This window comes from Bradyrhizobium ingae (assembly GCF_055791185.1).
The window spans coordinates 16940-29581 of record NZ_JBVUBB010000059.1; the positions used below are offsets into that span (position 1 = coordinate 16940).

7 protein-coding genes and 1 tRNA gene are annotated in these 12642 nt (G+C 63.6%); 4 read left to right on the forward strand and 4 right to left on the reverse strand.

Annotated features, from left to right (window positions below; translation table 11 throughout):
- Positions 1-28: 28 nt before the first annotated feature.
- Both queG and ACV1FX_RS39580 read right to left on the reverse strand, forming a co-directional pair.
- The gene (gene queG, locus ACV1FX_RS39575) at positions 29-1207 is read right to left on the reverse strand and encodes a tRNA epoxyqueuosine(34) reductase QueG (protein ID WP_473122907.1); all 1179 of its coding nucleotides are present in this window, start codon (positions 1205-1207) and stop codon (positions 29-31) included.
- Positions 1156-1848, reverse strand: coding sequence for a glutathione S-transferase family protein (locus ACV1FX_RS39580; protein ID WP_473122908.1), 693 nt, complete (start codon positions 1846-1848; stop codon positions 1156-1158). Before ACV1FX_RS39580 ends, queG begins: the two co-directional genes overlap by 52 nt.
- A 168-nt stretch (positions 1849-2016) precedes the next feature.
- Here ACV1FX_RS39580 and ACV1FX_RS39585 point away from each other — a divergent pair, with 168 nt between their 5' ends.
- From ACV1FX_RS39585 to ACV1FX_RS39595, 3 genes are all read left to right on the forward strand, one after another.
- Positions 2017-2823: an undecaprenyl-diphosphate phosphatase gene (locus ACV1FX_RS39585; protein ID WP_473122909.1), complete on the forward strand. Its 807-nt coding sequence runs from the start codon at positions 2017-2019 to the stop codon at positions 2821-2823.
- A 158-nt stretch (positions 2824-2981) separates the two neighbouring features.
- Complete coding sequence (locus ACV1FX_RS39590; protein WP_473122910.1) at positions 2982-4319, forward strand: FAD-binding oxidoreductase; 1338 nt, start codon at positions 2982-2984, stop codon at positions 4317-4319.
- Entirely contained in the window at positions 4316-5056 is a 741-nt protein-coding gene (locus ACV1FX_RS39595) for an SDR family oxidoreductase (RefSeq protein ID WP_473122911.1), read from the forward strand. The genes ACV1FX_RS39590 and ACV1FX_RS39595 overlap by 4 nt, the downstream gene beginning before the upstream one ends.
- Before the next feature lie 196 nt (positions 5057-5252).
- On the opposite strand, the gene ACV1FX_RS39600 is transcribed toward ACV1FX_RS39595, so the two are convergent.
- Positions 5253-6224, reverse strand: coding sequence for a complex I NDUFA9 subunit family protein (locus tag ACV1FX_RS39600; protein WP_473122912.1), 972 nt, complete (start codon positions 6222-6224; stop codon positions 5253-5255).
- Between the two features lie 134 nt (positions 6225-6358).
- On the opposite strand from ACV1FX_RS39600, the gene ACV1FX_RS39605 reads away from it, so the two are divergent.
- Positions 6359-6445, forward strand: a tRNA-Leu gene (locus tag ACV1FX_RS39605).
- Between the two features lie 268 nt (positions 6446-6713).
- Here the strand turns inward: ACV1FX_RS39605 and ACV1FX_RS39610 are convergent.
- Complete coding sequence (locus ACV1FX_RS39610) at positions 6714-12593, reverse strand: AAA family ATPase (protein WP_473122913.1); 5880 nt, start codon at positions 12591-12593, stop codon at positions 6714-6716.
- Positions 12594-12642: the final 49 nt, after the last annotated feature.

Consider the following 12642-nt stretch of genomic DNA (forward strand, 5'->3'; position numbering starts at 1 on the left):
CACCCGCGCGGGGCATGACGCCTGAGCGTTAGGATGCGGCCTGCCACTCCTCACGTACACTCTCGTCAATCTCGCGAGCGATCTCCGCCGACCTCATCGCCGCAAACTCCTCGCGCGCCATCAACTGCCCCAGCGCCCACACCGCAGCCCCACGCACCAGCGGGTTCGCATCATCCAGCAGACGCCGCGCCTCCTCCGCCAGCGTCGCATCGCCGGAGTTGCCGATGGCGATCAGCACGTTGCGCAGGAAACGATCGCGGCCGATGCGCTTCACCGGCGACTTCGTGAAGAGCGCGCGGAACGCTGCATCGTCGAGCCGCGCGAGCCAGGCGAGATCAGGCGCGCGCAGAGCCTCGCGTGCGGCGAGCTTTGCCTCGCGGCCCTCTTGGGCGAACTTGTTCCAGGGGCAGGCGGCGAGGCAGTCGTCGCAGCCATAGATGCGGTTGCCCAGCGCTTTGCGGAATTCGTGCGGGATCGGTCCCTTGCTCTCGATGGTCAGATAGGAGATGCAGCGCCGCGCATCGAGCTTGTAGGGCGCGGGGAACGCCGCGGTCGGACAGATGTCGAGGCAGGCGCGGCACGAGCCGCAATGATCGATCTCGCTCTCATCGAGCGGCAGCTTCAGCGTGGTGTAGATCGCGCCGAGGAACAGCCAGGAGCCGAATTCGCGCGAGACGAGATTGGTGTGCTTGCCCTGCCAGCCGAGATGCGCCGCCTGCGCCAAGGGCTTCTCCATCACGGCGGCGGTATCGACGAACACCTTGACCTCGCAAGGCGCCGTCGCGACCAGCCAGCGCGCCAGCGCCTTCAGCCGCTTCTTGATGAGGTCGTGATAGTCGTCGCCCTGCGCATAGACCGAGATCGCCGCGCACGAGCGCTGCTTCAGGATCTCGAGCGGATCCTGATCGGGGCCGTAATTGACCCCAAGCATGATGACGGAGCGCACGTCGCGCCACAGACCGCGCGGATCGACGCGACGCTCAGGCTGCGCCGCAAGCCAGTCCATGTCGCCATGGGCACCGGACGCGATGAATTCGAGGAAGTATTTTCCGGCATCTTCGATCGCGCCGGGCGCGGTGACGCCGAAGCAGTCGAAGCCGAGCGCCCGCGCCTCGCGCGCAAGCGCCGTCTTCAGGTCAGAGAGATCGGCTTCGGTCAGAAATCCAGGTCCACATAGGTCCGCGACGCCGGCACGCCGGCCAGCCATTCGCTCAGCAGCGGACGGAACGACGGGCGGGATTTGATCCGCGCGTACCACGCCTTTGCTGCGTCGTCCTCGCTCCATGGCACGTCGCCCAGATAGTCGATCGCCGAAAGATGCGCTGCGGCGGCGAGATCCGCATAGGTCGGCCGGTCGCCGGCGAGGAAGTTTCGCGTCTGCGCCAGCCAGCCGATATAGGCCAGATGATAGCGCACATTGGCCTTGGCGGCGCGCATCACGTCTGCCGAGGGCGGGCCGCCGCCATTCTCCTCGCTCATGAAACGCTTGTAGATGCGTTCGGTGACGAGCGGATGAGAGACTTCCTCGAAGAATTTTTCGTTGAACCACGCCATCAGGCGCCGCACCTCGATGCGCTCGGCAATTGTTTCCGGCATCAGCCGCTTGACGCCCGTCGCGGCGCCATGGGCCTCGTCGATATATTCGGCGATGATGGCGGCGCCCGGAACGGACGGCTGGTCCTCGGTCGCCAGCACCGGCGTGGTGCCCGCCGGATTGAGCGTCAGAAAGGCCTCGCGCCGTTCCCAGACGCGCTCTTCCACCAGTTTCAGGTCGAGCCCGTATTCGCCGATGATCAGGCGAATGAAGCGCGAATGCGGGCAGAACGGATGATGAAACAGCGTGAACATGCTTTTGATTATGTCGGGGGTGCTTAAGAATCCATCAATGTTTGTTCGGCGCCACACTAGTCCTTCAAAACCGCGAGGCAACCCCGTGTAACTCGCATTTAGCGATTGCGGCAGAGGGACGAATAGGCGAGAAGAGCCCCGCTTTTCCAGCCGAAATGGACCGTAAATATGTCAGACACGATACGGGCAGTGATCCTCGGCATCATCGAGGGTGTGACCGAGTTCCTCCCCGTTTCCTCCACCGGACACCTGCTCCTCGCCGAACGCTTCTTCGGTCTTGGTGAGGGCGCGTTCTGGGACTCCTTCACGGTCCTGATCCAGCTCGGCGCGATCCTCGCGATCGTGGGGCTCTACTTCAAGAAGCTGTGGGATGTCGCGATCGGCATGTTCTCGGGCGATGCCTATGCGCGCCGCTTCGTGATCGGCGTGCTCGTCGCGTTCCTTCCCGCGGTCATCGTCGGCCTCGTTGCCGGCAAATACATCAAGAGCATGCTCTTCAATCCCTGGGTGGTGTGCTTCACGCTGATCGTCGGCGGCGCCATCCTGCTTTGGGTCGATCAGCTCAATCTCAAGCCGCGCGAGCATGATGCGACGCGGTTTCCGCTTCTGACCTATCTGTTGATCGGCGTCGCGCAATGCCTGGCGATGATTCCGGGCGTGTCGCGCTCGGGCGCCAGCATTGTCGCCGCGATGCTGCTCGGGGCGGACAAGCGCGCGGCTGCGGAATTCTCGTTCTTCCTCGCCATCCCCACCATGATCGGCGCGTTCGCCTATGACTTCTACAAGAACCGCGGCGAGATGACGATGGATCACATGGGCATCGTCGCGATCGGCTTCGTGGTTTCGTTCGTCACCGCGATCATCGTGGTGAAGACCTTCCTCGAATACGTCACGCGCCACGGCTTCACGCTGTTCGCCTGGTGGCGCGTCATCGTCGGCTCGCTCGGCCTGATCGCGCTGGCGCTGGGACATTAGGCGCACGGCCGTAGCCCGGATTACGCTACCGCTCCATCCGGGCTACGCAGCTACGTGACCGCGGCAATCCGGCTCACGCTTTCAACGCAAAATAAGCTTTTGATCGGTAGGCAGTTTCCTTGAGGCAAGGGCGAGGCGCCCTCGCGGAGGAACTGAACATGGCGCTGATCAGCGGCTGGGGTCGCTTCCCGGTCGTCGATACCGACCTCCTGACGCCGCGATCGTTCGCTGCGGTCGGCGATGCCGTCGCCGCGACGGCGGGCGGCATCGCGCGTGGCAACGGCCGCGCCTATGGCGATGCCGGCATCGGCGCCAGCCAGACCATCGCCATGACGGCGTTCGATCGAGTCAGGTCGTTCGATCCGGCGACCGGGCGCATTCGCCTCGAGGCCGGGGTGCTGCTGTCCGACATGATCGACACCTTTGGCCCGCGCGGCTTTCTGCCTTACGTCGTGCCGGGCACCCGCTTCGTCTCGGTCGGCGGCGCGATCGCGGCCGACGTGCACGGCAAGAACCATCATTGCGAGGGCGGCTTCGGCCGCTATGTCGATAGTGTCCTGCTGCGCACGGGCGCGGGCGAGACCATCGAGGTGTCGCGCGAGGAAAATCCGGATGTCTTTTTCGCCACCATCGGCGGCATGGGCCTGACCGGCTTGATCCTCGAGGCGACGCTGAGGCTGAGGCCGGTCGAGACCGGCTGGATCCGCGAGCGGGTGATCTCGGCGTCCGATCTGCATGCGGCGATGCGCGCGCTCGATGCGGGCGATGCCGCGACCTATTCGGTGGCGTGGATCGATTGCGTGGCGCGCGGCAGCGACCTCGGCCGCTCGCTGATCTATCTCGGCGAGCATGCCGGCGCGAGCGAGCTGCCGCAGGGTGCGGAAGCATTCACCCGCGGTCAGGATCCGCGGCTCAACGTTCCCATCGATCTCCCGTCGATGACGCTGAACCGCTACTCGGTCCGCGCCTTCAACGAGCTCTATTACCGCATGGGGGCGCGACGCGCCGGCGGCAGTCATTTGGTCTCGATCTTTCCCTACTTCTTTCCGCTCGACGGCGTCGGTGCCTGGAATCGCATCTATGGGCGGCGCGGCTTTCTCCAGCATCAATGCGTGATCCCGCAGGACGGCGCGCCCGCCGTGCTTGCTGACATCCTCGATCGCGTCTCCCGGCGCGGCGATGCCTCCTTCCTCGCCGTGCTCAAGAAGCTGGGGCCGGGTGACGGCCTGATGTCGTTTCCGATGCCCGGCTACACGCTGGCACTGGATTTCCCGGCGACTGGAAACATCATGACTTTCCTCGACGAGATCGACCGTCTCGTCGTCGCCGCCGGCGGCCGGCTCTATCTCGCCAAGGACGCGCGCCAGTCGCGCGCCACCTTCGAGGCCGGCTACCCGGCCCTGCAACGCTTCAAGGACATCCGGGCATCGCTCGATCCCTTGGGAAAAATCCGCTCAAAACTTTCGCAGCGTCTGTTTGATGAGGTGCAGCCGTGAATTCTCGCAAGATCGTGCTGGTATTAGGCGGCAGCTCCGATATCGGACGCGCTACCGCGCGCAGCTTCGCCAAAGCCGGCTGGGATGTTCAGCTCGCGGGCCGCGATGTCGCGGCGCTCGAGCCTGATGCCGCCGACCTGCACGCGCGCTACACCGTCAATGCCAGCGTTCATCGCTTCGACGTGCTGGACACCGCATCGTTCGAAAGCTTCCGGGCCGGCCTTTCTGCCCTCCCGGATGCCGTCATCTCGATCGTCGGTCTCCTGGGTGTGCAAGACACCGCGCAAAGCGATCTCGATCACGCCACCACGATCATGCGCTCCAATTACGAAGGCCCGGCGCTGATCCTCGGCCTGTTCGCCGAAAAATTTCTGGCGCGCGGCAGTGGCTCGATCGTCGGGGTGTCCTCGGTCGCGGGCGACCGCGGCCGTGCCTCGAACTACGTCTATGGCTCGGCGAAGGCCGGGTTTTCCGCATTCCTCTCGGGCCTGCGCGCCCGCGCCAGCCGTGGCGGCGTTCATGTCGTCACCGTCAAGCCGGGCTTCGTGCGCACGAAGATGACGGAGGGCATGAAGCTGATCGGCCCCTTGACCGTGGAGGCACCTGTCGTGGGCGATGCCATCTTCGCCGCCGTCGAGCGCCGGACCGACGTCGTCTATGTCAGCGGCAAATGGCGCCTCGTGATGCTCATCATCAAGGCGCTGCCCGAAGCGGCGTTCAAGAAATTGAAGTTCTAGAGCTGCTGGCGGCCGCGCTGTTGCCCCAGCGGCGGTATGCCCCCTCGCCCTGTTCTTACGGGCAGAGGGACTCGCGGAGACTCCCCTTCACCCGGATCGCATCTATCGATGCGACCCGACCTCTCCCCGCAAGCGGGGCGAGGTAAGCGCGCTCCCTACTTTGCATGGGGTTGTTTTCGCGGTTTTTGGATGGCGGCTAGGCTACGCCGTTCTTGCGCTGGAACTGCCCTGCGGGGCGGAAGCGCCAGAGATATTGCGGAGCGATCCCTTCGAGCGAATCCGGCGTGATGCCGAGGCCTTCCAGCGTCAGCCCGGCTGCCTTCGCGGCGTCCGAGACCACATTGTCCTTCTCGAGCAGCTTCACCTGGTCCGGCGTCAGCTTGAACGCGCCCGGCGCGAATTGCAGGAAGGCCGCCTTGAGGCGTGCGAGGCCGAACGGCAGCGGCACCAGGGCCCGCTTGCGATCGGTGATCTCGAGGATGGTCTCGATGATCTCGCGCATGGTCAGGACTTCCGTGCCGCCGAGCTCGTAGGTCGCGCCCGCCTTGGCCTTGCCGTCGACGGCATCCGCGATCGCGGTGGCGACGTCGCCGACATAGACCGGCTGCATCTTCGTCTCGCCGCCGATCAGCGGCAGCGCCGGCGCGATCCGCGCCAGTGCCGCAAAGCGGTTGGTGAACTGGTCCTCGGGGCCAAACATCACCGAGGGACGGAAAATCGTGGCCGAAGGGACGGCCGCCAGCACGGCCTCCTCGCCGGCCGCCTTGGTGCGGGCATAATGCGAGGCCGATTGCGCATCGGCGCCGATCGCGGAGACATGCACCAGGGCGGCCCCGGCGGCGGCCGCGGCCTTGGCGAGGGTCTCGGCGCCCTTGGCCTGGACGGCGTCAAAAGTCTGCGCGCCGCTCTCGGCGAGGATGCCGACCAGGTTGATCACGATGTGCGAATCACGCAGCGCCGCCTCGACCGAGGCCGGGTAGCGCAGATTGGCCTGCACGGTGTGGACCTGCCCGACCTTGCCCGAGGGCTGGAGGAAGCCGGCAAGCTCGGGCCGCCGGACCGCGACCCGGACCCGGTAGTCGCGCTTGCACAGCGCGCGGACGACGTTTCTGCCCAAAAACCCCGATCCGCCGAAAACCGTGACGAGGGTGTCGAGATTCGATGCCATGGGGGTCCGTTCCTGGAAGCCTGCGCCTGAGGCAGGCTTGTATCGGGCCGGTTTGCGATGCGCAATCGGCAGGTCACCTTCGATTTGACAAGCGCGTCATCGATCCGTAGTAACCGCCCGTGCCTAACCGGCATGCCCAGGTGGCGGAATTGGTAGACGCGCTGGCTTCAGGTGCCAGTGGCTTCACGGCCGTGAAGGTTCGAGTCCTTTCCTGGGCACCACCCCCTTCCGATGCCCTCGAAGCACAATGCAGGGTAGATCTGTACTCGCCTGTACAGGCTGGGGTGGTAACTTGGTCCGCAACAATGTTACGAAATCGGTCTTGGATCGTCGGATCCCACCCTTTCAGCTGGCTGCCGCAATACCGATATTGGCCTGAGCGGCTTCTATGTCCAGTTCTTCAACGGGCTTCCATCATTCTGTCGCTGCTGGGCCATCGGTGGAATCAGATCCGCTACCGATGATGACATCAGAGGCCCGGTAACCAAATCAAGACGCGTTGCCCGGGTGGGCAGGCACCGTGAAATGGAAGATCGCGCCACGGGGCGCGTTGGCGGTCACCCACAAGCGACCGCCATGTGCTTCGACAATCGACCGACAGATCGAGAGTCCCACTCCCAGCCCGCCGGGCTTGGTCGTGTAGAAGGGCTCGAAGACGCGCTCGAGACTGCCTGGGACCAATCCTGGTCCCGAATCCCTCACCGTGACAAGAACGCCTTCAGGCTCGACCTCAGCGGTGGTGATGACCATCTGTCGGCTTCCGTCCGCGACCGGGCCCATCGCTTGGATAGCATTGAGAATCAGGTTGAGGACCACTTGCTGCAATTGGACGCGATCGCCCTCGACGAGTGGCAGGTTTTTCGCGTGTTCTGTCTGCACCGAGACGCTGTTCTTCAGCGCCTCGCTACGGCTGAGCTCAATCACGTCCCGGATCGCCTCGTTAATGTCCAAGCGATCCTTCCGTGGCGGTGCTCTTTTGACGAGATCGCGAATCCGGCCGATGATGTCGCCGGCCCGATCGGTGTCGTTCACAAGGCAGCCGAGCACTTTCCTGGCTCTCTCAACCTCCGGCGGGTTTCTACCTAAGAATCGCAGGGTGGCATCGGCATTCATCGATGCCGCGGCGATCGGCTGACTCACTTCATGGGCGATCGATGCCGTGAGCTCGCCCATGGTGGCGAGGCGGTTCGCGTGCGTTAGCTCCTTCTGCACCTCCCGCAAGGCCTCCGCAGCGCGCTTGCGCTCAGTGATGTCCCTCGCAACGCCGCGGTAACCAACGAAGTGCCCCGCTTTGTCGAAGACCGGCAGCCCGGAGATGGACGCGTAGCGCTTGTCGCCGTCCGGCGTAGGCCGCGCCAGCTCGAAATCCCGGAACGGCAGGTGGGCATCGAGCGTCTCCCGGTGCTTGCGCCAGGCGTCCGCATCAGGCTCCAAATAGGGCACTTCCCACCGCGTCTTACCGATTTCATAGCCGGGCGCCGGAGCGTCGGCAAAACCTGCGCCGAACTCCTGGCGGGTGAAGCGGTGCTGCGCATCGGATTCCCAGTACACGTCGAAGGAGAATTGGACGAGGGTCCGAAAGCGCTCCTCGCTCTCACGTTGTGCCTCTTCCGATCGCTTGCGCTCCGTCAGGTCGACGACGAAGGAGACGCCCTGCTCTCGTTGCTCGTCGAAGGCAGCCATGCCGATCAACACGGGCACACGGCTGCCGCCCTTGCGGAAATATTCCTGCTCGAATGGCTGCACCGTCCCGATCATCTTAAGCTCCGGGATCCACAATCGCTCTTGGCGCTCGAGCCATTCCGGCGGCGTAAGGTCGGTCCAGCGCAGGCGGCCCGAGATGAGGTCCTCACGGTCATATCCCACGATGCGGAGAAACGCATCATTGGCGTCCAGAATCTGATCTCCAAGCTGCCAGATGGTGATTCCGATGACGTTGGCATCGACGAGGCGTCGGATCTTTGCTTCGCGTTCGCTGACATCGCGGTACAGCCGCGCGTTTTCCAGCGCGATCGCCGCCTGTGAAGCGAGCAGCTTCAGTACCGCTACTCGCGCCGGCGCGAAAACATGGGGTGTCAATGTGTTCTCGAGGTAGAGCGCGCCCACCAGCTTGGCGTGGTTGACCAAAGGTAAGCAGAGAATGGAACGAGCCTGGCGCTGACCAACATAGGGGTCCGTCGCAAACGGAGGCTGGACCGTGGCATCGTCGAGGATGGCGCATTCGCGGGTTCGCAGCACGTAGTGGAGAACCGATTCCGGAAGCACCGCCGCCGTCACGAGGACCTCGCGCAATTGTACGATAACCGTGTCGCCGCTGGTCGTGGCTTCCGCCTCGATGCGCGGCTCGGCGCCTTGCGACAGAATCAACAATCCTCGCTCAGCACCTGCCTGTTCAACGGCCGTGCGCATCAGCGTGTCGATGAGCTTCTCTAGCACCATCTCACTCGACACCGCTTCCGAAACCTTGATGACGGTCGCGAGGTCGAGATTTTCGACCGGTGCCCCTATCGTGCTAATGGAGCCGGGCTCTGGCCTCTCCTTCCTGAGGTGCGCGAACGTGTCCTCAAGTTGCCGCACTTTGCCGTCGGCCCCCCAACGCGCGTAGTTGTCGCGTGCGTTCCGCAGATAGAGATGCGCGATATCATCGAAGCCACGGGCGGCGTAGAAGCGCGCGGCCAGTTCGTAAGCGAGCGCCTCATTCTGCACGAAGCCGTTGTCACGCGCCGAACGGATGGCCTGTTCGTAGAGCCGCTCGGATTCCAGTTCACGCTCCTCGAGACGGGCGATCTCGGCGGACACGAGCAAGTATCTGTTCGAGAAGGTCGCGGGGCAGCTTTCGGCCCATTGCCGAAGCACATCGAGGTTTGTCGTAAGCGCCGCGCGCATTTCGGTTTGTTGTTCTTGCGGGGTCTCGCGAAACGCCGCGGCGAGCGCGAGTGAATGGTAGAAGAAGTAGTCGACCGATTGGATATGGCAGCGAACCGACCAGAGGATCGGTCTAATTTTCGCGGCATGCTCGAGCGCTGCCGCCGGGCTGCCGAGAAGAAATTGCCGCTGGAGTTGGAGAATCCAATGATAACCAATGACGACGGCGATTCCGCCCTCTAGCGCGCGCCCTTCGATTTTCGCCTCGTCCAACGGCGGATCGCCGCGAAGACTTTGAATGAAAGGCTGCATGCTAGAGATAATATCTATGACATGGCGAAACTTGAGGCCCCTGACGAAATTCAGCGACTTTACCAATTCAAGCCAGATCTGCTCAAGATTATCGCCACGAGCAATAAGATCCGTTAGGCGATGCTCCAGGCTGTAACAGGCATAAATGTTCTCGCCCGTTTCCTCGGCGTATCGCAGAGCCGTATCGAGGCAAGTCAGGGCGGTTCCAATCGGTCGAGTCCAGAGAACCGCCATCTGCATCGAAAAATATGCCCCCACCTTTTGAGCCGTGAAGGCATATTTTTCGGCGACATCGATGGCTAGTTGGCCAAACTGTTCCCCCTCTTTGTAATGATGCAAGACCGGGCCGAGAATGGCCATCCATGCGTAGCCTATCGTCGAGGATTCGCTTGTGCCGTGTCGCAGAGATAGGTGCACCATCCTGCAGGCGACCATCTGGCAGAGATAGGTGTCCCGGAAGTAGGCTGAACGACAGAGGGCCGCCAAAATATTCATGACGGCAAACATCTCCGGATCGTCCATCAGGGGCAGATCGCTAAGGCTCCCTATCGATCGCTCGCCGATGTCTCGCAGCACGCCATCATATTCTTCCCGAACCTGTTCCTCAGCCGGCCGCTCCGGCAACTCCAACCCGAACATTTGCAAGCATTCGAGCGCAGCTCGGACTGCCGAGGAATTGTCGCCTTGCATCAATTGGAGGACCATCTCCAACCGATAGGCTTCCGCCCGATCGATCTTTGACCGGCCTTTGCGCAGCAACTCCTCGATCAGTTGCGCGGCCGTTTCGAAGTTGGAGCGGAGGAGTTCACAGTCGGCGCGTTCGAGGCAAAGACCGAACGTCAATGCGTAGCAGGCCCGCCACCCCTCCTCAGCCAACAATGCCGCGCCGGCGGAGAGATAGCTGGAGGCGGAGTTGTAGGCTGTCGAAGCCTTGGCCTTTTTTCCAGCATGCAGGTTGAGTTCGGCCACGCGCTCCTTTTCGGCCCAATCGGAAACCAGTGAAGAGCCAAGGTTGAACTGGTTGACCAGATCAAAGATCTTCTCGCGGGTCTCTTGCTCAGGGATCCCCGCGACCAGGCGACGGCCGATCCGCAGATGGACTTCGGGGCGCAACGCGACCGGGATGAGCGCGTAGGCGGCTTCCAGAACGCGGTCGTGGAGGAACTTGTAGGCGTCGTCCAGGCGCAGGACGAGCCCCGCGCGAATGGCCTCCGAAAGGGCCGCATGGATCTGCCCTTCGGATGTCTCGTAAACCGTTTTGAGGGTGGCGATGTCGGCGCTGTTCCCCAGGCACGCCAGCTGTTTCAAGGCTTTCTGGGTGGCGTCGGGCAAGCGGCTGAGCTTGCCGACCATGAATTCCACGACGTTATCGGTGTAGCCCTTGGCCCGAATGCCGGCCAGATCCCAGGTCCAGGCCGCGGCGCCGGGGTCGAAGACAATGAGGCCCTCGCCGGCCAGCGCGGAGATGAACTGGATGGCGAAGAACGGATTTCCGTTGGTCTTCTCCTGCACCAGCTCCGCCAGAGGCTGGGCGCGCGCTCGATCGCAGCGCATCGTATCGCTGATGAGCCGGCCGACATCGTCCAGGGCCAAGGGCTTCAAGACGATCTCATGAATCGCGCCACCGCCTTTGCGAATCCCTGATTGTATCCGCATGAGCGGATGGGTCGGACCGACCTCATTGTCCCGGTAGGCGCCCACGAGAAAGAGGTGTCGAACGTCCGGATGAGTCGCCAGATGCTGAAGGAGGTCGAGCGTTGCTGTGTCATGCCATTGCAGATCGTCGAGAAACAGAGCCAGCGGATGCTCAGGCCGCGCAAAGACTCCGAGGAACCGCCGGAACACAGTTTGGAAGCGCGCCTGCATTTCTTCAGGCGAGAGATCCGAAACCCGCGGCTGCTTGCCGATGATCAGCTCGAGCTCCGGGACAAGATTAACAATAAGCGCGCCGTTCAGGCCCAAGGCCTCCTGAAAGCGGTCCCGCCAGTGGCCAAGCTCGGCCTCGCTCTGTCCGAGGATCGGGCGGACAAGGCTCTGGAGAGCTTGCGCAAGCGTGGCGTATCGGACGCCGCGCTTGTACTGGTCGAACTTGCCGGCGGCGAACAGGCCGCGCGGCGGCACCAGGGATTTGTGCAGCTCGTTGACCAACGCGGACTTGCCGATGCCGGAATAGCCCGACACCAGCACCAGTTCGGGCGGGCCGCCCGCCACCACCCGCTCGAAGGCCGCCAGCAGTTCCGCCACTTCCCGTTCGCGGCCGTAGAGTTTCTCGGGGATACGCAGCACGTCGGGGATATCGGCCGCACCGGGGGCGAAGGGCGTGATGTCGCCGATGCCCTCCCATTCGGCGAGGCAGCGCTTCAGGTCGGCCGCCAGACCGGCGGCGGTTTGGTAGCGGTCCTCTGCGTTCTTGGCCAAGCATTTCATGACGATGGCTGACAAGGCCGCGGACAGGCCGGGAACCCGCTCCGCCGGCGGCGTCGGCCGCCGGGCGATGTGGCAATGCACCCAGTCCATCGGCTCCGTGGCAGTGAACGGCAGGACGCCGGTGAGCATCTGGTACAGGATGACGCCCACCGCATAGAGGTCGCTGCGGGCGTCGAGCGAACGGTTCATCCGTCCAGTTTGCTCGGGCGCCATATAGGCGAGTGTGCCGGCGATCACTTCGGGCGGGTCGGGCGCCTGGCGCTCGCGGGGCAGTCGGGAGGCGATGCCGAAGCCGGTGAGCCGCACCTGTCCATCCGCACAGTTCACGAGGATATTGGCGGGCTTGAGGTCTTTATGGATAAGCTCACGTTGGTGGACCTTGCCCAGAGCCGTGGCGAGGCCGATCGCGAGGCGCAGGAAGCGTTCCACCTCGACAGGGCCGCGGAGCAGCACGGCGAGCGGCTCGCCGCCCGGATCCTCCAGTAGCAACATGATCCGGCCGTGCTCGCGCACCAGCTCCAGCGGCCGCACCGCCCATGCCGCGTCTAGCCTATCCTTTAAGCGGTACTCGTGGGCGAAACGATCAAGGGTCGCCGGTGTCGGATGCTCGGCCGCAGGCAGGACGGCAAGTATGCTGGCGCAATCGCGATCCGCGCGTCCAATGCCTCGGCACAAGATGCGCTCGCCGTCCTCCCATCTGTGGACGCCCCCGTAAGTGCAAGTAGAATCTTTCGTGAGGCGCTGCGCGTAGTCGGGTGCTGACATCTGTCCGGCCTCTGATGCGACCGGTCATGTGTCGCGGGCCCGTATGGGA

Excerpts from the sequence above, each read along its gene's own strand:
- queG (WP_473122907.1), bottom strand. The coding sequence starts at position 1,207 with ATGGCTGGCCGGCGTGCCGGCGTCGCGGACCTATGTGGACCTGGATTT.
- ACV1FX_RS39580 (WP_473122908.1), bottom strand. The coding sequence starts at position 1,848 with ATGTTCACGCTGTTTCATCATCCGTTCTGCCCGCATTCGCGCTTCATT.
- ACV1FX_RS39585 (WP_473122909.1), top strand. The coding sequence starts at position 2,017 with ATGTCAGACACGATACGGGCAGTGATCCTCGGCATCATCGAGGGTGTG.
- ACV1FX_RS39590 (WP_473122910.1), top strand. The coding sequence starts at position 2,982 with ATGGCGCTGATCAGCGGCTGGGGTCGCTTCCCGGTCGTCGATACCGAC.
- ACV1FX_RS39600 (WP_473122912.1), bottom strand. The coding sequence starts at position 6,224 with ATGGCATCGAATCTCGACACCCTCGTCACGGTTTTCGGCGGATCGGGG.
- ACV1FX_RS39610 (WP_473122913.1), bottom strand. The coding sequence starts at position 12,593 with ATGTCAGCACCCGACTACGCGCAGCGCCTCACGAAAGATTCTACTTGC.